This window comes from Kribbella sp. NPDC055110, assembly GCF_053607525.1.
This window is the reverse complement of the sequence record NZ_JBSGTS010000046.1, coordinates 1-19168: the sequence shown is the minus strand read 5'-3', so window position 1 is coordinate 19168 and position 19168 is coordinate 1. Positions and strand designations below refer to the sequence as shown.

Sequence of the window (19168 nt, the reverse complement as noted above, 5' to 3'; positions counted from 1 at the left end):
GTAGGCGTCCACAAACTGTCGGTGGTGAGCGCCACAGTGGTCGGTATGACGATCAACTGGACGCTCACCATCGACTGTGCCGATCCGGCGCTCGTCGCGCGCTTCTGGTGTACGGCGCTCGGCTACACGGAGGCGGATCCGCCGCAGGGCTGGGACACCTGGGAGGACTGGCTGACCGACCTGGACGTCCCCAAGGATGAGTGGAACGACGGCGCGTCGATCTCGGATCCGAACGGCGTACTCCCGAACATCTCGTTCCTCAAGGTCCCCGAGCCCCGCACGGTCAAGAACCGCCTGCACCTGGACCTCCAGGTAGCAGGCGGCCGCGCCGTACCCCAGCACCTCCGCGAGCAACGCATCCGCAGCACCGCGGCCACCCTGATCGCCGCCGGCGCAACCCTGTACCAAGAGGTCCCCATGGACAACTCCACAACCCTCGACCACCTGTGGATGCAGGACCCGGAGGGCAACGACTTCTGCATCGTCTGACCCCACCGGCGGGGCAACCCGGGGCATCCCGGGGCAGATCAAGCCCGTTGTCCACAAGGGCATTTCACGGCACGGATTTCTGCTCGCGCGCTCGATAGCCTGGCTCGGTGCGGATCAATGTGTATATCGATGGTTTCAACCTGTACTACGGCTCGCTCAAAGGCCGGCCGTACAAATGGCTGGACCTCGAGAAGATGTGCGGGCTGTTGCTCCACCGGTTCGAGATCGGGCGTATCCGGTACTTCACGGCGCTGGTCAAGGAACGGCCGGACAATCTGCACGCGCCGGTCCGGCAGCAGGCGTATCTGAGGGCGCTCGGCACGCTGTCCACCGTTGAGGTGCATCTCGGTAGCTTTCTCACCAAGCCCACCCGGATGATGCTGGCGAACCCGCCGATTTCAGGGCCGCGGACGGTCGAGGTGATCAAGACCGAGGAGAAGGGCTCCGACGTCAACCTCGCGACGTACCTCCTGGTGGATGCCTTCCGGAACGACGCCGACGCGTTCGCAGTCGTCAGCAACGACTCCGATCTGACCGAGCCGATCCGGATCGTCCGGCACGAACTCGGAAAGGTGGTGGGGTTGCTCAATCCGCAGCCGGTGCCGAGCCAGCGACTGCTGACCTGCCGCCCGACCTTCGCGAAGCAGATCCGTTCGGGAGTCCTGGGTGCCAGCCAGTTCCCCGAGCGGCTGCAGGACGGCGCGGGACCCGTGATCCACAAGCCGGCCGGGTGGTGAAAAAGCAGAAGCCCCACCAGAGGTGGGGCCTCGCACCCAGCCACCGAAGCAACTGGGGGAATGCTCACAGGCTAGCCGACGATCCAGCTCCGGGCAACACGACTCAGCCCGGGTGGATCTCGCCGAAGGAGAGGGGTTCTCGGGTGCAGAGATAGGTTGCCCAGTGCAACTTTGTGGGATGCCCGGCCGGGTCGCGGGTGATGCGGAGGAGTTCGCCGGTTTCGCGGCCGGAGACGGTGCGGTAGGTGTCTTCGGAGAGGCGTTCGAAGACGGCGGGGGACTGGTGTTCGGCGGCGGCCGGGGACTTGGCCTCCAGTACGCCGTCCTTGACCGAGAACACGAACGGCGAGCCTTCGGTGAACCAGGTGCCGAGGACGCCGGCGAGTTCGGCGGGAACCTCGGCGCCGGGGAGCCAGACCTCGGGCGGGAGCGGGTCGTCCTCGAGGACCTTGATGATCAGGTCGGTGGCCAGCGCGCTGGGGGCAGGTGACGACGTGGCGCCGAACAGCGCGATCCCCGCCGTACCGGAGGCGCGGTCGACGAACGTCGATGTGATGTGGCCGGGCATGCCGCCGTCGTGGCCGACGAACAGCCGGTCGCCGCGGCGCAGCAGCATGAACCCGAGCCCGAACGCGAGCTGCCAACGGTCCACGTCGGCCATGATCTGCACCTGGCACATCTCTTCCAGGGTGTCCTTCGACAGCACCTCGTCGACCGGGTTCGCGACGAACATCGCCCACTTCGCCAGGTCCTCTCCGGTCGACGCGAGTCCGCCGCACGCGTCCATCGCGCCGATGTCGAGCAGCGGTTCCCGGACCGGTACGTCGGACCACGGCGGCACGTAGTACCCGGTCTGCGCCGGCCCGCCGTCCATCCCGACCGTCGTACGGCCCATCTCGAGCGGGTTGAGGATCCGCGCCTTGACCGCGTCGTACCAGGACCGGCCGTCGATCCGCGCGACGATCTCGCCGAGCAGCGAGAACACCAGGTTCGAGTAGTGGAACCGGTGGTGCGGTTTGCCGATCCGCTCGGCGGCGTTCCAGCCCGGCACCAGCTCGTCGCGGGACGGGAACTTCATCAGGTCCCACACGTCGCCGACCGGCTCGCGCTGCATCCCGCTGGCGTGGCTCAGCATCTGCCGGACGGTGATGCCCTCGTGCTTGCTGTCCGGGATCAACTTCTCGATCGGGTCGTCGAGGCTCAGCTTGCCCTCGTCGCGCAACGCCATGATCGCGACCGCGGTCAGCGTCTTGCTCTGCGACGCGATCAGGAACTGCGAGTCCGCGGTCGGCGGTACGCCGGGATTCTCCAGGTCGGCGGACCCGACCCCGGTCGACCAGGCGAGCGACCCGGCGCGGGCGACGGCGCCGACCACCCCGGGAACCCGGCCTTTGGCTTGACGTTCGGCAACAATTCGGGAGAGCGCGACCTGCGTCTGCGCAGCGATTTCAGTCACGGCTCCCGACTCTAGAGGGTGTCTGGGGACTCTGCGCCTACTGCGCGGCGCTCGGCGGGCACATCGCCGCGTTGGAGGGCGAGGCACGGAGAACCCCACTCCGAGCCTCGCCCTCCGCCTTGCGCTGCACTCCGCCGAGCACCTGCTCGCGACGGCGCAGAGTCCCCAGACACCCTCTTGAGCTGCGAGATGACAAAAGGCACGGGCGTTTGGTCGGCGGGATGTGCGAGGCTGGTGGGGTGCGCATAGCGGTGCTTGGGCCTCTCGCGATGTGGGCGGCCGATGGGACTCCGCTCGACATCCGCGGCGCTCGCCTGCGCGGACTGCTCGCGCGCCTCGCGTTGAGCGCGGGCCGGCCGGTCAGTGTCGAGACCCTGGTCGACGGGCTGTGGGGCGCTGAGGCCCCGAGTGCGAACGCTCTGCAGTCGCTCGTGTCCCGGCTGCGGGCGAGTCTGCCGGCCACCGAGTCGAGCATCTCCGTCCAGTCCGGTCCCGCGGGCTACACCCTGACGATCGGACCGGACTGCGTCGACGCCCTCCAGTTCGAGGAGTTGGTACGACGGGGGCGTGCGCTTCTCACGTCCGACCCGGAGCAGGCGCACACGCTCCTCGCCCAGGCCGAGAAACTGTGGCGCGGCGACGCCCTCACCGACCTGCGCGATCTCCCGTTCGCCGCGGTCGAGACGGACCGGCTGGCCGAGCTGCGCCTCGCCGCCGCGGAGGACCTGGCCGAGGCCGCCGTCAGCTGCGGTCACGCCCGCGACCTGATCACCGATCTCGAACACCTCGCCGTCACACACCCGCTCCGCGAGCGCGTGCACGAGCTCCTCATCCGTTCCCTGTACGCCGACGGCCGCCAGGCGGAGGCGTTGTCGGCGTACGAACGTATCCGGACCACACTGGCCGACGAACTGGGAGCCGACCCAGGCACCCGTCTACGCGACCTGCATGTGTCGGTACTGCGTGGCGACGCAGTAGACCCGACTGCGAAGACAGCCGCCGTGTCAGCGCCAGCAGCGCCCCGCAGCAACCTGCGTGCGCCGTTGACCAGCTTCGTCGGTCGCCGCGAGGACGTGGCGGAGCTGACGCGTCTGCTGAGCAACGGGACCCGTCTGGTGACCATGGTCGGACCAGGTGGCGCCGGCAAAACCAGACTGGCCACCGAGACCGGTAGGACGCTAGTAGGCCAGTCCGGCGACGGCATCTGGTTCGTAGAGCTCGCACCACTCGGTGACGCCGCCGACGTGGCACCTGCCGTCCTGTCGACTCTCGGCGCCAGCGAGTACGTCGACCTACCGTCGTCACCCTTCGGCGGCCCGAAACACGTTCCGACGAGCCGGGCCGCAACCCTGCGACTTGTCGAGGTCATTGGCGACCGCAGGATCCTGCTGGTCCTCGACAACTGCGAGCATCTCGTCCAAGAGGTCGCCGGCATGGTCGACTCGCTGCTGGCCTCGTGCCCGCGGCTCCGCGTCCTGACCACCAGCCGAGAGCCACTGAGCATTCCAGGCGAGCACCTGCATCCGGTCGGTCCGCTCGGCATGCCCCCAGAGCACACCGCCACCGACGACTACCCGGCGATGCAGTTGTTCGTCGACCGCGCCCGCGCCGTACGTCCTGACTTCCAGCTGACCGACGGCAACCGGGAGGCGGTCGCCGAGATCTGCAGGCGGCTCGACGGGATGCCCCTTGCGATCGAGCTCGCGGCAGCTCGGCTGCGGGCGCTCAACCCGCCGCAGATCGTGGACCGGCTCGCGGATCGGTTCCGGCTGCTCACCAGCGGTTCCCGGACCGCACTGCCGCGCCACCAGACGCTGCGGGCAGTGGTGGAGTGGAGCTGGGACCTGCTGGACCCGGACGAGCAGGCGGTCGCCCGGCGACTCTCACTGTTCTCCGGCGGCGCCACGCTCGACGCGGCCGAGCAGATCACCAGTGACGAGAGCATCCCGCCGGAGTCCGTCCTCGGCGTCCTCGCATCCCTTGTGGACAAGTCACTCGTCGAGGCCGCGGCCGACGACCGCTCTGTGCGCTACCGGATGCTGGAGACGGTCCGCGCGTACGGCTCCGAGCAGCTGAAGGCCTCAGGTGAGTACGACCGGTTCCGGGACGCGCACACGATGTACTTCAGCCGCATGCTGCGTAAGGCGCGGCCGAAGCTGCGGACCGGTGAGCAGATCGAGTGGATCGCCCGGCTGACCGCCGACAACGAGAACCTGATCGACGCGCTCCGGACCGCGATCGACGTCGGGTCGGCGCGGGTAGCCGTCCAGATGGTCGCAGTACTGGGTGAGTACTGGACGATGAGCGGGCGCCCCGCCGAAGCGGTGAGCTGGATGCAGGCCGCCCTCGCCGTACCGGGCCCGAGTGTTCCGTTGGACAAGGCCGAGGCGCTGTACCTGCTCGCGCTCGGCAGGATGTCTACCGATGAGAATCCGGCCGCCTCCTTCCAGCAGGCGATCCGTGGACTCGCCACGGTCCGCTGGATGACCCGGCGGCACCAGGTGCTCGTCGATTCCGGGATCGGCCTGTTCACCAATGCGGTGTGGGCGGCGATCCGGCGCGACAAGGCGACCTGCTTCGCCGAGCTCGAGGCCGCGGGCCGGCATCCGGATCCCTGGATCCGGAACATGGGCGTGATGATGGGCGCGATGTTCCGCGAGAACGAAGGGGAGGTCGACGAGATGGCGGTCAACCTGACCATCGCGCTCGGCGGCTTCCGCGAACTCGGCGACCGCTTCGGTACGTCGATGGCGCTGCGCGGACTGGCCGGCTACCAGGCCAACCACGGCGACCACGCCCAGGCTCTTGAGTCACTGACCGAAGCGCTCCGGCTGGTCGAGGAGCTCGGTACGACGGATGGCGTCGCGCAACTGCTCGGCGGCTGTGCGATGAGCCGGATCGAGCTCGGCGACCACGGCGGCGCACGAGCGGATCTGGAGCGCGCCATGCGGCTGTCCGAGGAGACGGGCTCCCGCGGCGGCCAGGCGATGGCGAACATGGGACTGGCGCGGCTGGCCCACCGCACTGGTCGCTTCGACGAGGCGAAGGAGCTCGCGGAGCGGGGCTACTCGATGCTCGACCCCGCGGCCGAGCGCGTCGCCCCGCACGGGCAGGCGGCTCTGCTTTCGCAGCTGAGCCGGGTGTACGCGTCGACTGGCGATCTCGAGGAAGCGCAGCGGTGCGGCCGGGAGGCGGTCGGGCTCGCGCTCGGCACCGAGGACATGCCGGTCGCAGCAGCAGTCGTCGAGACGTCGGTGGATGCGCTGGTGCTGGCCGCCGGGACCCGCACCGCCGAGCTGTCGGCGGCTGCCCGCACGCTCGGCCTCGCGGCGGCGATCAAGGGCACGCGGGCGATCCCGGACGCCGATGTCCAGCGCCTCGTCGACGGGCTCCGTGATGCCTTGGGCAACGAACCGTTCGAGACGGCGTACGGCGAAGGCGCAGCCCTCACCCGCACCGACGCCGTCGCCGAACTCCGAAAGCGCTACACCGAGGACTAGGCCGTGATCAGCTCGACGGCGAGGTCGCGGAGGGACTTCTGGACGTTCTGCTCCGGTGGCCGGGGCTCGGTGAGCATCCAGTCGTAGACCACGGCGTTCACCGCGCCGAAGAACGCGAGCGCGAGGAACCGGAAGTCCTTGCGCTTGATCTCGCCGCGCTCGACCGCGGAGTCGCCGAGGTCCTGCACGTTGCCGACCAGCAGCTCCCGGAACGCGATCCGCTGCTCCTCGACGGCCGGGCTGGTGCCGACCACCTCGACGAACGAGATCCGGGCCCGCCGCAGGTCGGCCATGATGGCCCGCAGGTACGAGTCGACGGCCGCGGCGACCCGCTCCCGGACCGGCCGGTCGGCGGTCCGGCGGAGCGCGTCCCCGGTGGTCCGGACCGCCAACTCGATCACCTGCGCGTGCACCGCGAGGAGCACCGCCTCCTTGTTCTGGAACTCGTGGTAGAAGTGCCGCGTGGACACTTTCGCCTGTGTGCACAGGCGTTCCACGGATGTCGCCGGATATCCTTCGGTCCCGAAGAGTTCGAGCGCAGCAGCCAGTAGCCGTTCCCGCCGCGCGGCCTTCCACTCCTCGACTGACCGCCCGGAATAACGGCGTACGGAGGGTTCCCTCATCACACCTCTTGTCGCTACCCCGTGCCAGATGCCGGACATCCTATCCACCGCTCGGCGCAGGTGTAACCGGGTTCCCCCCGCGTCAGTCGGGCTTGGTGTACCCGGTGGCGCCGTCGAGCAGCTCGCGGATGATGTCGAGGTGGCCGACGTGTCGTGCGGTCTCCTCGATCATGTGGCACAGCACGTACCGTAGCGAGGCCGCCTTCTCCGGCGGCTGGCCCTGTTCGACCGCGTCGAGGGGGAGCTCCGCGATGGTCGCGTTCGACCGGCGGCACTCCTCGTCGTACTCGTCGAGCAACTGGGCGATCGGCACCTCGTCGACGAGCATCTCGGCGTCGGGATGCCCGTCCTCGGTCCACGGCGTCTGACCCGTGTCGGGGACGCCGGCCACGCCCTGCTGGAACCACGAGTACTCGACCCATCGCAGGTGCGCGACGAGTCCGGCCGGGGTCATCAACGGCGAGGTCGGAACAACCTTGCGGTGGGCATCTTCTTCGGTGAGCCCGGTGCATTTCATCCGGACGAAGGAACGCTGCAGGTCGAGCCATCCGATCAACTGCGCGCGCTCTCCGGCGGTCAGGGACGGACGTTGTACTTCGGTCATGTGCGACTAACTCCTTGGTGGTATGAAGCCACCCGGTCAGCCGCAGGTACGGCGGACGGGCAGCACGACGGTCGGACTCGACATCGCGCTCACCTCCTCTCGCCTCGCCGAGGTGTCGAAGCCCCGGCACGAGCACCGTACCCGAACCGGGCCCGCCCGTCAGCCCAATTCCAGCCGACTTTGTGCACGACGTCCGTACGCCTGCGGCCCCGGAGTACGGATCCGGTGCACAAAGTCAGGGGTGGGCGCCGCGCGGTGGCTCGGCGGGCTGGCATGCTCGGAGTGTTCGGCGACCGTCTTCGCTGAGCGGTAGACGTGGATCCACGGTTCGATCTGCCGCTGTACACGCGGGCTGAGGCCGCGCTGGCGCTCCGGTCGCGAGCCGGGAGGCACTACCCGTTGGCCTGGTCGGGCCTCGCCCACGACGGCCGCGACCTGCTGGTCGAGATCCGCCCCCACATCCGCCCACCCGCCTTCCACAAAACCCGCCCCACGGAGTCCCAAGCGGAGTTCCTGCTCTGAGCTAAGGACAGGAGGTAGTCGGCTGCCACTCGATCGCTCCCGCCTCGCCCCGCTGGCCGCGCGGTGCGTCAGGCGACTACCTCCTGTCGTTAGCGGTTGTCCTTGATGCGTTTGGCTTTGCCTAGGGAGCGTTCCAGGGCGTGCGGGTCGAGGATTTCGACGGCGGCGGTTACGCCTACTCGGTCTTTGATGCGGTGGGAGAGGGTGGTGGCTGCGGTCGCGCGGTCGGTGAGGCCGGGGGCGGCTTCTACCTGGACGGTTAGTTCGTCGAGGCGGTTGGGGCGGGTGAGGACGCAGAGGTAGTGCGGGGTGAGGCCTTCGACCAGGAGGATCTGTTCTTCGATCTGGGTGGGGAAGACGTTGACGCCGCGGACGATCATCATGTCGTCGGTGCGGCCGGTGATCTTCTCCATGCGGCGGAGGCCGGGGCGGGCGGTCCCCGGCAGCAACCGGGTCAGGTCGCGGGTGCGGTAGCGCAGGACGGGGAACGCTTCCTTGGTCAGCGTGGTGAAGACCAGTTCGCCTTCGGAGCCGTCGGGGAGGACCTCGCCGGTGACTGGGTCGATGATCTCCGGGTAGAAGTGGTCCTCCCAGATGTGCAGGCCGTCCTTCGTCTCCACGCATTCCTGCGCGACTCCCGGCCCCATCACCTCGGACAGGCCGTAGATGTCGACGGCGTGGATGCCGGTGCGTTCCTCGACCTCGGTGCGCATCTGCTCGGTCCACGGTTCGGCGCCGAAGATCCCGATCCGCAGCGACGTGTCCCGCGGATCGAGGCCGCGGGCCTCCATCTCGTCGACGATCGACAGGAAGTACGACGGCGTGACCATGATGATCCGGGCGCCGAAGTCGCGGATCAGGTCCACCTGGCGTTCGGTCATCCCGCCGGAGACGGGTACGACGGTGCACCCGAGCCGCTCGGCGCCGTAGTGCGCACCGAGTCCGCCGGTGAACAGGCCGTACCCGTAGGCGATATGGCAGACGTCCCCCGCGCGCCCACCGGCCGCGCGGATCGATCGCGCCATCAGGTCGGCCCAGTTGTCCAGGTCGCGCCGCGTATACCCGACCACCGTCGGCCGCCCGGTCGTGCCCGATGAAGCATGGACCCGAACCACCTCAGTCCGGGGCACCGCGAACATTCCGAACGGGTAGTTGTCTCGCAAGTCCTTCTTCGCGGTGAACGGCAACCGGCTCAGATCGTCCAGCGACTGAAGATCCCCGGGTTTGAAGCCGATCGAGTCCAACGCCGCCTGGTAGTGCGGGACGTTCTCGTACGTCCGCCGTATGGTTGCCTGCAGCAACGACAGCTGACGGGTCCGGAGTTCGTCGACGGACAGCCTCTCGCCGGGGTCCCGCAGTTCCGGGGGGCAAGCCTCACCAAGCATGAAGACTCCTAGGGACGGGCGAGCAGGGTCGCGATGCCCTGGCCGACGCCGATGCACATGGTGGCCAGCGCGTACCGGGCGTCGCGGTGGCGAAGCTCCAGGGCCGCGGTCAGAGCGAGGCGGGCGCCCGACATCCCCAGCGGGTGGCCGAGGGCGATGGCGCCGCCGTTCGGGTTGACGTGTTCGGCGTCGTCGGGCAGGCCGAGCTCACGCAGTACGGCGAGCGACTGCGACGCGAACGCCTCGTTGAGTTCGATCACGTCGAGGTCGGACAACGCGACCCCGGTGCGATCGAGCAGCTTCCGGGTCGCGGGCGCCGGCCCGATCCCCATGATCCGGGGCGGTACGCCGGCCGCGGCCGTCCCCACGACCCGGGCCAACGGGTTCATGCCGAAGCGCTCCACCGCCTCGCCACTCATCACGAGCAGAGCGGCAGCCCCGTCATTCACCCCCGACGCATTCCCAGCTGTGACGGTGCCCGGCGATCGAAAAGGTGTCTTCAGACCTGCGAGAGCCTCGTACGTCGTCTCGCGCGGATGCTCGTCAGCATCAACTACGGTGAGGGCCCCACGCCTACCCGGTACGTCGACCGCGACGATCTCCTCGGCCAGCCGGCCGTTGGCCTGCGCCTTGGCGGCCCGCTGCTGCGAGCGCAACGCGAACAGATCCTGGTCCTCGCGAGAGATCGAGAACTCCGCGGCGACGTTCTCGGCCGTCTCCGGCATCGAGTCGACCCCGTACTGCGCCTTGAGCGCCGGGTTCACGAACCGCCACCCGATCGTGGTGTCGAAGACCTCCGCCTGCCGGGAGAACGCGGTCGTTGCCTTCGGCATCACGAACGGCGCCCGCGACATCGACTCCACGCCGCCGGCCACCACGATGTCGTTGTCTCCGGCAATGATCGACCGGGCGGCGTACGCGACCGCGTCCAGGCCCGATCCGCAGAGCCGGTTGATCGTCGTCCCCGGGACCGAGTCGGGCAGTCCGGCGAGCAGCACCGCCATCCGCGCGACGTTCCGGTTGTCCTCGCCGGCCTGGTTCGCGCAGCCGAGGACCACGTCGTCGATCCGGGCCGGGTCCAGCGCGGTCCGGTTCAGCAGCGACGAGATCACGTGCGCGGCCAGGTCATCGGGACGGACGGCCGACAGCGCACCGCCGTACCGCCCGATCGGCGTCCGAACGCCGTCAACGAGAAACGCCTCACGACTCATGCTTCCTCCGACGCAATGATGGTTCCGGACAGTTGGCGGCTGCGGCCGCGGAACTCGGCGATCACCTCGTCGTCGCGGGTGACCGTGATGTCGTAGATCGCGTTCCGGCCGAACCTGGTGCGTTCCCGGGCCTCCGCGACCAGCACGTCGCCGCGGTGCGCCGGGGCGACGAACACGATGTCGCAGGCCTGCGCGACCGTCACCTGGTTGCGCGAGTTGCACGCGAACGCGAACGCCGAGTCGGCCAGACTGAACACGAATCCACCATGCGCGATCCCGTGCCCGTTGACCATGTCCGCGCGCACCGGCATCTCGAGCCGCGCCGTACCCTCGCCGACCGCCACCAGGCGCATCCCCAGCCCGGCGCTGGCGGTGTCCTCCGCCCACATCGCCGCCGCCACGCGCGCCGCCAAGTCGTCCATACGCTGCCCAATCGAGAAGAGGCTTGTGACACTCTAGTACGAATCGCGTCAACGACTGTAACATCGCAGTCATGACCACCGACCTGCTCTCCTCCCACCGCGAGCGCCTCAACGGTGCGCTGAAGGCGATCCACGACCGCGGCTACCACTCCGCGTTCCCGGAGTCACCGAGCCCCCGGGTGTACGGCGAGACCGCGGCGGCCGACGGCAAGGCGGCCTTCGAGGCCCATCTGGGTACGGCGTACGCGCTCGAGATCCCCGGATCGCGCGGCACCGTCGTCACCGAGCAGTCGCCGTACGGGATCGCGATGGACGTCTCGTACCCGCGGGTGGTCGAGGAGGGTCTGGACGAGCTGCTGACCGCGGCGCAGCAGGGTCTCGCGGACTGGCGGCGGGCCGGGATCGACGGGCGGACCGGGGTCGCGCTGGAGATTCTCGACCGGCTGCACAAGCGGGTCTTCGAGCTCGCGAACGCGGTCCAGCACACCAGCGGTCAGGCGTTCGTGATGGCGTTCCAGGCCGGCGGCGCACATGCCCTGGACCGGGCGCTGGAGGCGGTCGCGTACGCGCACGAGGAGATGAATCGCTACCCGGCGACCGCGACCTGGGAGAAGCCGGCCAAGGGCGATCCGATCCGGATGGAGAAGACGTTCACGGTCACCGGCCGCGGCGTCGCGCTGGTGATCGGCTGCAATACGTTCCCGACCTGGAACTCCTGGCCCGGCCTGTTCGCCTCGCTGGTCACCGGCAACGCGGTCGTCGTGAAGCCGCACCCGCTGGCCGTGCTGCCGCTGGCGATCACCGTCGAGGTCTGCCGCGAGGTGCTCGCCGAGGCCGGTTTCGACCCGAACCTGGTCACCCTGGCCACCGAGCGCGCCGGCGACGGCCTGGCCAAGCCGCTGGCGACCCGGCCCGAGGTGAAGCTGATCGACTTCACCGGCGGCAGCGAGTTCGGTGAGTGGCTGGAGCAGAACGCGACCCAGGCGACCGTCTTCACCGAGAAGGCCGGCGTGAACGCGGTCATCATCGACTCCACCGACTCCTTCAAGGCGCTCTCCAACAATCTCGCCTTCACCCTGAGCCTCTACTCCGGCCAGATGTGCACCACCACCCAGAACCTGTTCGTCCCTGCCGGCGGGATCGAGACCGACGAGGGCCACAAGTCGTTCGACGAGGTCGGCGCAGCCATCGCCGGCGCGATCAGCAAGTTGCTCGGGGACGACGCCCGGGCTGTCGAGATCCTCGGCGGCATCGTGAACCAGGCCGTGATCAGTCGCCTCGAGCTGGCTCCGGAGTACGGCGAGGTCGTGCTGGAGTCTCGTGCGATCGAGCACCCGGCCTTCCCGGACGCCGTCGTACGGACGCCGCTGCTCGTCGCGATCGACGCCGAGGACGCCGACGTGTACGGGCGCGAGTGCTTCGGCCCGGTGTCCTTCCTCGTCAAGACCGCCGATACCGCCCAGTCGATCGACCTGTTCCGCAAGACGGTCACCGAGGACGGCGCGATGACGGCCGGGATCTACTCGACCGACTCGAAGGTCCTGGACGAGGCCCGGGACGCGGCCCTCGACGCGGGCGTCGCGCTGTCCGAGAACCTGACCGGCCAGGTGTTCGTCAATCAATCGGCTGCTTTCAGCGATTTCCACGGCACCGGGGCGAATCCGGCGGCCAATGCGACATACACCGACGGCGCATACGTTGCGAGTCGCTTCCGCGTCATTCAATCTAGGCGACATGTCTAATGCGCTGGATTCCACGAGCCTGAACGAGGCACTCGCCTACTACGACAGCTGGCTGGCGTTCAACCAGCGGTACCAGCGGGTGCCGGGCGTCCAGGTCGCGGTGTACGCCGAGGGCGCGATCGCGTTCTCGGCGGCGTACGGGCTGGCGGACGTGGAGAACGACGTACCGCTGACCGACCAGCACCTGTTCCGGATCGCGTCGCACTCGAAGACGTTCACCGGGACTGCCATCCTCCAGCTGGTCGAGCAGGGCCGGCTCCGGCTGGACGACAAGGTGTCGCAGCACGTCACCGAGATCGTCGGTACGCCGTCCGGTGAGCGGACCGTACGGGAGCTGCTCGCGCACGCCGGCGGCCTGACCCGGGACAGCCTGGACGCGGACTGGTGGCAGTTGTCCACAGCCTTCCCGGACCGCGATCGGCTGCTCGAGGTGCTGCGGGACGAGTCGTCGGTCGTGATCGCGGAGAACGAGCGCTTCAAGTACTCGAACATCGGCTACGGCCTGCTCGGACTCGTCGTCGAGGCGGCGAGCGGTACGCCGTACAACTCGTATGTCCAGACCGCGATCGTGGACAAGCTCGGGCTGTCGGGTCTCGGCCCGGAGCTGGACCCGGCCCGGCTGACCGAGTACGCCGCCGGGTACAGCGCGCTGTCGTACGCCGAGACGCGCGTCCCGATCGAGCACGTCGACACGCGTGCACTGGCGTCGGCGACCGGGTTCTTCGGCAACGCCCGCGACCTGGTGACGTACTTCTCCGCGCACCTGCCCGGCGACGATCGGCTGCTCTCGGACAAGTCCAAGCGTGAGATGCAGCACCCGCTGTGGACGACCGGAGCGGACGAGAAGGCGCGGTACGGACTCGGTCTCGCGGTGACGAAGGTCGGCGACCGGGAGGTGTTCGGCCACGGCGGCGGGTACCCGGGCCACATCACCAGGACGCTCGTCGACCCCGAGAAGCGGATCGTCGTCTCGGTGCTGACCAACGCGATCGACGGGCCCGCGTCGCAGCTCGCCGAGGGTCTGTTCCGGCTCCTCGACCTCGCCGAGTCGAAGGACCGCGGCGAAGGTGACCTCGCCCGCTTCACCGGCCGTTTCGCGAACCTGTGGGGTGTCACCGACTTCGTCGTGATCGGCGGCCGCCTGTACGCGACCGACCCGTCCGGCCCGAACCCCGCGGAGGAGCCGCAGCCGCTCGAGGTGGACGGCGACACGCTCCGCGTCACGGGCGGCAACGGCTACGGCTCGTACGGCGAGTCGTATCGCTTCACGTTCGACGCCAACGGCGCGGTCTCGGAAGTCCACGGGTCGAGCGGCCTGAGCCTCGAGCCCATCGACAGCTTCACCCTTCCGGAGCGCGTTACCGTGGCCCCGTGACCATTCACGGTGACCACCCGTTCCTTCCGCCCGAGTCCGAGCGGAGTCCGGTACGGCGGTTGCGCGGCCGGCTGCCGTCGCCGGTCGGACTGTGGACGACGGCGTACGACGGGAAGCGGGCCGGGCTGACGGTGTCGTCGATGCTGGTGGCCGATGGCGAGCCCGGGTACGTGATCGGGCTGCTCGACCCGGACTCGGACCTGTGGGAAACGTTGCGCGAGGCAAGGACCGCGGTGGTGTCGCTGCTCGGCGAACCGCACCGCCAACTCGCCGACGCCTTCGGGTACGTCGCACCCGCTCCGGGCGGACCGTTCCGGATGATCGACTGGACGGACACTGCCTGGGGCCCGGCGCCGGTCGGCGTCAGCACCTGGGCCGGGTGCGCCCTGGTCGACCCCGACCCGCCCGAAGTCGGCTGGGCGGTCCAGGTGCAGCTGGAGATCGCGCACGTCGAGCTCGCCGCGGACGACGTACCGGCCCTGGTCCACCGCCGCGGACGCTACGTGACGATCTAGGCCCCGTCTGGTAATCCATCGCCTACTGCGGGGCACTCGGCACGGCACCTCGCCGCACGGGTGCAAAGGCCACGATGCTCCGCATCGAGACCTTCGCCCCCGCACGCCGAGCCACCGCACCGAGCACCTCCTCGCTACGGCGCTGGATCACCAGACAGGACCTAGTCTGAGTTCCATGCGAGCCACAGTGATCCACGGAGCGTTCGACGTACGGCTGGAAGATCGTCCGGACCCGAAGATCGACGGGCCCGGGGACGCGGTGGTCAAGGTCGTTGCCTCATGCATCTGTGGGTCCGACCTCTGGCCGTATCGCGGCGAGCCCGCGGTGAAGAAGCCGCGGCCGATCGGGCACGAGTTCGTCGGGATCGTCGAGGAGGTCGGCGCGGACGTCCGGACGGTCAAGCCGGGCGACTTCGTGGTCGCACCGTTCGTGGTGAGCGACGGCACCTGCCCGCACTGCCTGGCCGGCTACCAGACCGCCTGCCAGAACCTGGTCGGCTACGGCAGCGGCAAGGCAGACGGCGGGCAGGGCGAGTACGTGAAGCTCCCGTACGCCGACGGCACGCTGGTCGCGACGCCCGAGGTGCCTGACGACTCGCTCGTCCCGTCCCTGCTCACGCTGTCCGACGTGATGGGCACCGGATGGCACGCGGCGCGGTCCGCGCGTGTGAAGGCCGGCGACACGGTGGTTGTCGTGGGCGACGGCGCGGTCGGGCTGTGCGGCGTACTCGCTGCCTCGCGGATGGGTGCGGAGCGGGTCGTTGCCTTGTCGCGGCATGAACCACGGCAGAAGTTGGCGAAGGAATTCGGTGCCACGGACATCATTTCCGAACGCGGCGACGCGGCGCGGGACGCCGTACTCGAACTGACCAAGGGCGTCGGCGCGGACGCGGTCCTCGAATGTGTCGGCACGAAGCAGTCGATGACGACCGCGTTCGACGTCGCGCGGGCCGGTGCCACGGTCGGGTTCGTCGGCGTACCGCACGGGGTCGAGGTGCCGATCGGGACGATGTTCGGGCGAAATGTCGGCCTGAACGGCGGGGCCGCACCGTGCCGGGCGTACCTGCCGGACCTGATGGCCGACGTTCTGGCCGGCGAGATCGACCCTGGCAAGGTCTTCGACTCGCAGATCCCGCTCGCCGACGTCGCCGAGGGGTACACGGCCATGCACGAGCGGCGAGCGATCAAGGTCCTGCTGCGCCCCTGAGCATTTGCGCACCGAGGGTGCGCGTAAAGGCGGATCGGGCAACGAATGTGCGCGCTCTCACACTGTCAAGGCGCGCGGGGTCACGGCTGCGCAACGCGCCTGCGCGGAACGTTGACACTCGCTGCGCGCCGTCCCAGAGTTGCACCGTCAAGGGGGCATCGTTGTCACAGGCGGCTCCATCTATTGATCGGAGAGTGAAATCATGCGTGGTGGTCTGAGCAAGACCCTGGCGCTGGTGGGCGCTGCGGGTCTTCTCGCGGTGAGCGCCTGCGGGAACAGCGACAACAGCGGCGGCGGAAACTCGTCCGCCAACAAGGACGTCACTGTCTTCACCTGGTGGGCCGACGGTGGTGAGAAGGCCGGTCTGGACGGCCTGGTGTCCGTGTTCGGCACGGAGTGCAAGGACTACAAGTTCGTCAACTCGGCCGTTGCCGGTGGCGCGGGCGCGAACGCCAAGCAGGTGCTGGCCAACGACCTGCAGGCGGGCAAGCCGCCGTCGACGTTCCAGGCGCACGCCGGTGCGGAGCTGAAGGACTACATCAACGCCGGCCAGGTCGACGACGTCAGCCAGCTGTACAAGGACTACGGGCTGGACAAGGCCTTCCCGCAGAACCTGATCGACAACCTGACCGTCGACGGCAAGATCTACTCGATCCCGGCCAACATCCACCGGGCGAACGTGGTCTGGACGAACCCGACGGTCCTGAAGAAGGCGAACATCGACGCCACCAAGGCTCCGGCCTCTGTGGACGCGTGGATCGCCGACCTGACCAAGCTGAAGGCCGCCGGTGTGGCGGCGCCGCTCGGCCTCTCCAAGGGCTTCGCCCAGGAGATGCTGGTGGAGACGACCCTGCTGGCCGAGCTCGGCCCGGACAAGTTCAAGGGTCTCTGGGACGGTAAGACGGACTGGGCAGGCGCCGACGTGACCGCGGCGCTGAACAAGTACAAGACGCTGCTGTCGTTCAGCAACGCCGACCGCGAGGCGATCGACTGGTCGGACTCGCTCGGCTACGTGAACGCGGGCAAGGCCGGATACACCCTGATGGGTGACTGGGTCGCCGCGCAGCAGCTGGCCAACAAGATTCCGGACACGGCGTACACCTACTGGCCGGCCCCGGGCACGGGCGACTCGTTCCAGTTCCTCGCCGACTCGTTCACGCTGCCGACCAACGGCGCGGACCCCGACGGTGCGAAGTGCTGGCTGAAGGTCGTCGGTTCGGCCGAGGGCCAGAAGGCGTTCAACACCAAGAAGGGCTCGATCCCGGCCCGCTCGGACGCCGACCCGGCCGACTACCCGAAGTACCAGCAGACCGCGATGGCGGACTGGAAGAAGGACACGATCGTCCCGTCCTGCGCCCACGGTGCCGCGTGCACGGCCGGCCAGAACAACGACATCCTGTCGGCGCTCAGCCAGTTCAGCGGAAGCCAGGACGTCGCGAAGCTGCAGACGGCGCTCGGTACTGCGATGAAGACGAGCTGATGCGCGTCGAGTTGCGGACCGGATGGGAGGACTGAACAGTGCACGGGAGAATTCGTACCTGGGGACCTGGTGCCTTGGTGCTGCTGCCGACGGTGCTGCTGCTCGGGTACTTCGTCTACGGGCTGATCGCATGGTCCTTCAACACCTCGCTGACGAGCCGGCACACGGCTCGCAAGGGTCCGGCCGACTACGTCGGGTTCGAGAACTACGGGCACCTGTTCACCGAGGACCGGTTCCTCAACTCGCTGAAGAACCTCGGCGTGCTCACGGTGGCGTTCATCGTGGGCACGCTGATCTTCGGCCTGCTCTGGGCACTGCTGCTGGAGAAGGGCGTGCCCGGCGAGTCGATCTTCCGGTCGGTCTACCTGTTCCCGATGGCGATCTCGATGATCGCCTCGGGTGTGGTCTGGGGCTGGTTGCTGAACCCGTCCCAGGGTGACGACGCCCGCGGGCTGAACCGGCTGTTCGCGATTCTCCATCTGAACTTCCTGGAGAATCCGTGGTGGACCGCCGGCAGCCGGTGGACGACGATGATGTCCATCGCGTTACCCGCGGTCTGGCAGATGTCGGGCTACATCATGGCGCTGTTCCTGGCCGGCTTCCGCGGGATCCCGCCGGAGTTGCGGGAGGCCGCTCGGGTGGACGGAGCGTCGGAGTTCAAGCTGTACCGGCACGTCCTGTTCCCGCAGCTGTCACCGATCGCCCTGTCGGCGCTGATCATCCTCGGCCACATCTCGCTGAAGCTGTTCGACCTGATCTACGCGATCACCGGGCCGAACCAGTTCCGCACCGAGGTGCCGGCCATCTTGATGTGGAACACCTTGTTGCGCAGTGACCAGGCCAAGGCGGCCGCGATCGGGATCGTGATGCTCGCGGTCGTCGCCGTCCTCGTCATCCCCTATCTCGCGTGGACCGTCCGGCAGGAGAACGAGGAATGACCGCCGTAGAGGCCGCGACGGGCCACGCCGCCGCAGCGATCCGCCAGAAGCCGGGGCGCGGGGCGATCGCGGACGGTTCGACCCGCCGCAGCCGGACGATTCGCTACGTCCTCCTGCTGCTGTTCTTGCTGTTCGTGCTGACCCCGGTGTACGTCGTGGTGATCACGAGCTTCAAGACCTCCGGCGACACGACGGCCGCCGGGCAGTGGAACCTGCCGAAGGAATGGACGCTGGAGCCGTGGCGCAAGGCCTGGGACGTGCTGCAGCCGTACATGATCCGGTCGCTGTCGCTGGCGATCCCGGCCGCGATCATCTCGTCGCTGATCGGGTCCGCGAACGGGTTCGTGCTGGCCCGCTGGCGGTTCCCGGGCGCGAACATCGTGTTCGCGTTCATCCTGTTCGGGATGTTCATCCCCTACCAGGCGGTGATGCTGCCGCTGCGGACGACGTTCACGCAACTGGACATCACCCGGGGCGTGCCGACGCTGATCGTCGCGCACTGCATCTACGGCATCCCGATCTGCACGCTGATCTTCCGCAACTACTACGCCACCATCGTGCCGAACGAGATCATCGAGTCGGCCCGGGTGGACGGGGCCGGCCTGATCCAGACGTACCTGCGGATCATCCTGCCGATCTCGATCTCCGGGTTCGTGGTGACGCTGATCTGGCAGTTCACCTCGGTCTGGAACGACTTCTTGTTCGCGTTGTTCCTGACCCAGCAGAACAACGGCCCGGTGACCCTGGGCCTGGCGGCCCTGTCCGGCGGCCAAAAGGTCGACTACGCCGCGAGCATGGCAGGCGCCCTGATCACATCGTTCCCGACCCTCATCGTCTACATCCTCCTAGGCCGCTGGTTCATCGGAGGCCTAATGGCCGGCGCCCTCAAGGGCTGACCCCCGTCCGCCGCCCCCGCAGCCCGCAGCCCGGGCTGCGGGGGCGTCTTTGAGAAGCCACCAACC

17 protein-coding genes are annotated in these 19168 nt (G+C 68.5%); 11 read left to right on the top strand and 6 right to left on the bottom strand.

Features of this window, described 5'->3' with window-relative positions; all coding sequences use genetic code 11:
* Positions 1 to 24 precede the first annotated feature (24 nt).
* The gene (locus ACWF0M_RS36760; protein ID WP_452240385.1) at positions 25 to 489 is read left to right on the top strand and encodes a VOC family protein; all 465 of its coding nucleotides are present in this window, start codon (positions 25 to 27) and stop codon (positions 487 to 489) included.
* A 107-nt stretch (positions 490 to 596) separates the two neighbouring features.
* Positions 597 to 1226 carry an NYN domain-containing protein gene (locus tag ACWF0M_RS36755; protein ID WP_452240384.1) on the top strand — a complete coding sequence of 210 codons (630 nt, stop codon included), beginning with the start codon at positions 597 to 599 and terminating at the stop codon, positions 1224 to 1226.
* A gap of 103 nt (positions 1227 to 1329) precedes the next feature.
* On the opposite strand, the gene ACWF0M_RS36750 is transcribed toward ACWF0M_RS36755, so the two are convergent.
* Positions 1330 to 2682, bottom strand: a complete 1353-nt coding sequence (locus tag ACWF0M_RS36750; protein WP_452240383.1) for a serine hydrolase domain-containing protein — start codon at positions 2680 to 2682, stop codon at positions 1330 to 1332.
* 251 nt (positions 2683 to 2933) lie between these two features.
* Between ACWF0M_RS36750 and ACWF0M_RS36745 the strand changes: the two genes are divergently transcribed.
* Positions 2934 to 6182, top strand: a complete 3249-nt coding sequence (locus ACWF0M_RS36745) for a BTAD domain-containing putative transcriptional regulator (RefSeq protein WP_452240382.1) — start codon at positions 2934 to 2936, stop codon at positions 6180 to 6182.
* On the opposite strand, the gene ACWF0M_RS36740 is transcribed toward ACWF0M_RS36745, so the two are convergent.
* On the bottom strand, positions 6179 to 6805 hold the full coding sequence (locus ACWF0M_RS36740; protein WP_452240381.1) for a TetR/AcrR family transcriptional regulator: 627 nt from the start codon (positions 6803 to 6805) through the stop codon (positions 6179 to 6181). The two genes, ACWF0M_RS36745 and ACWF0M_RS36740, sit on opposite strands and share 4 nt — an antisense overlap.
* Before the next feature lie 82 nt (positions 6806 to 6887).
* Positions 6888 to 7409, bottom strand: a complete 522-nt coding sequence (locus ACWF0M_RS36735; protein ID WP_452240380.1) for a DinB family protein — start codon at positions 7407 to 7409, stop codon at positions 6888 to 6890.
* A gap of 315 nt (positions 7410 to 7724) precedes the next feature.
* Between ACWF0M_RS36735 and ACWF0M_RS36730 the strand changes: the two genes are divergently transcribed.
* Positions 7725 to 7931 (top strand): hypothetical protein, encoded by a 207-nt coding sequence (locus ACWF0M_RS36730; RefSeq protein ID WP_452240379.1) that lies wholly within the window; start codon positions 7725 to 7727, stop codon positions 7929 to 7931.
* A gap of 89 nt (positions 7932 to 8020) precedes the next feature.
* Here the strand turns inward: ACWF0M_RS36730 and paaK are convergent, their stop codons facing one another.
* From paaK to paaI, 3 genes are read right to left on the bottom strand one after another with little or no spacing between them, the layout of a single operon-like run.
* Positions 8021 to 9316, bottom strand: a complete 1296-nt coding sequence (paaK, locus tag ACWF0M_RS36725; RefSeq protein ID WP_452240378.1) for a phenylacetate--CoA ligase PaaK — start codon at positions 9314 to 9316, stop codon at positions 8021 to 8023.
* Positions 9317 to 9324: 8 nt separating this feature from the next.
* Positions 9325 to 10527 (bottom strand): 3-oxoadipyl-CoA thiolase, encoded by a 1203-nt coding sequence (gene pcaF / locus ACWF0M_RS36720; protein ID WP_452240377.1) that lies wholly within the window; start codon positions 10525 to 10527, stop codon positions 9325 to 9327.
* Entirely contained in the window at positions 10524 to 10949 is a 426-nt protein-coding gene (gene paaI, locus ACWF0M_RS36715) for a hydroxyphenylacetyl-CoA thioesterase PaaI (RefSeq protein WP_452240376.1), read from the bottom strand. The genes pcaF and paaI overlap by 4 nt, the downstream gene beginning before the upstream one ends.
* Positions 10950 to 11020: 71 nt before the next feature.
* Between paaI and paaN the strand changes: the two genes are divergently transcribed.
* The 7 genes from paaN (at position 11021) to ACWF0M_RS36680 (ending at position 19102) form a co-directional block, all read left to right on the top strand.
* Positions 11021 to 12691: a phenylacetic acid degradation protein PaaN gene (gene paaN / locus ACWF0M_RS36710; protein ID WP_452240375.1), complete on the top strand. Its 1671-nt coding sequence runs from the start codon at positions 11021 to 11023 to the stop codon at positions 12689 to 12691.
* Positions 12684 to 14066 (top strand): serine hydrolase domain-containing protein, encoded by a 1383-nt coding sequence (locus tag ACWF0M_RS36705; protein WP_452240374.1) that lies wholly within the window; start codon positions 12684 to 12686, stop codon positions 14064 to 14066. Before paaN ends, ACWF0M_RS36705 begins: the two co-directional genes overlap by 8 nt.
* Positions 14063 to 14581 carry a flavin reductase family protein gene (locus ACWF0M_RS36700; protein ID WP_452240373.1) on the top strand — a complete coding sequence of 173 codons (519 nt, stop codon included), beginning with the start codon at positions 14063 to 14065 and terminating at the stop codon, positions 14579 to 14581. The genes ACWF0M_RS36705 and ACWF0M_RS36700 overlap by 4 nt, the downstream gene beginning before the upstream one ends.
* A 175-nt stretch (positions 14582 to 14756) precedes the next feature.
* Entirely contained in the window at positions 14757 to 15788 is a 1032-nt protein-coding gene (locus ACWF0M_RS36695; protein WP_452240372.1) for a zinc-dependent alcohol dehydrogenase family protein, read from the top strand.
* Positions 15789 to 15990: 202 nt separating this feature from the next.
* Positions 15991 to 17268 (top strand): ABC transporter substrate-binding protein, encoded by a 1278-nt coding sequence (locus tag ACWF0M_RS36690; protein ID WP_452240371.1) that lies wholly within the window; start codon positions 15991 to 15993, stop codon positions 17266 to 17268.
* Between the two features lie 77 nt (positions 17269 to 17345).
* Positions 17346 to 18206, top strand: coding sequence for a carbohydrate ABC transporter permease (locus tag ACWF0M_RS36685; RefSeq protein ID WP_452240370.1), 861 nt, complete (start codon positions 17346 to 17348; stop codon positions 18204 to 18206).
* Entirely contained in the window at positions 18203 to 19102 is a 900-nt protein-coding gene (locus ACWF0M_RS36680) for a carbohydrate ABC transporter permease (protein WP_452240369.1), read from the top strand. Before ACWF0M_RS36685 ends, ACWF0M_RS36680 begins: the two co-directional genes overlap by 4 nt.
* Positions 19103 to 19168 lie beyond the last annotated feature (66 nt).

Bases quoted from the DNA above. Each gene is read 5' to 3' on its own strand.
- ACWF0M_RS36740 (WP_452240381.1), bottom strand. From the start codon at position 6,805: ATGAGGGAACCCTCCGTACGCCGTTATTCCGGGCGGTCAGTCGAGGAG.
- ACWF0M_RS36735 (WP_452240380.1), bottom strand. From the start codon at position 7,409: ATGACCGAAGTACAACGTCCGTCCCTGACCGCCGGAGAGCGCGCGCAG.
- paaK (WP_452240378.1), bottom strand. From the start codon at position 9,316: ATGCTTGGTGAGGCTTGCCCCCCGGAACTGCGGGACCCCGGCGAGAGG.
- pcaF (WP_452240377.1), bottom strand. From the start codon at position 10,527: ATGAGTCGTGAGGCGTTTCTCGTTGACGGCGTTCGGACGCCGATCGGG.
- paaI (WP_452240376.1), bottom strand. From the start codon at position 10,949: ATGGACGACTTGGCGGCGCGCGTGGCGGCGGCGATGTGGGCGGAGGAC.
- paaN (WP_452240375.1), top strand. From the start codon at position 11,021: ATGACCACCGACCTGCTCTCCTCCCACCGCGAGCGCCTCAACGGTGCG.
- ACWF0M_RS36705 (WP_452240374.1), top strand. From the start codon at position 12,684: ATGTCTAATGCGCTGGATTCCACGAGCCTGAACGAGGCACTCGCCTAC.
- ACWF0M_RS36695 (WP_452240372.1), top strand. From the start codon at position 14,757: ATGCGAGCCACAGTGATCCACGGAGCGTTCGACGTACGGCTGGAAGAT.
- ACWF0M_RS36690 (WP_452240371.1), top strand. From the start codon at position 15,991: ATGCGTGGTGGTCTGAGCAAGACCCTGGCGCTGGTGGGCGCTGCGGGT.
- ACWF0M_RS36680 (WP_452240369.1), top strand. From the start codon at position 18,203: ATGACCGCCGTAGAGGCCGCGACGGGCCACGCCGCCGCAGCGATCCGC.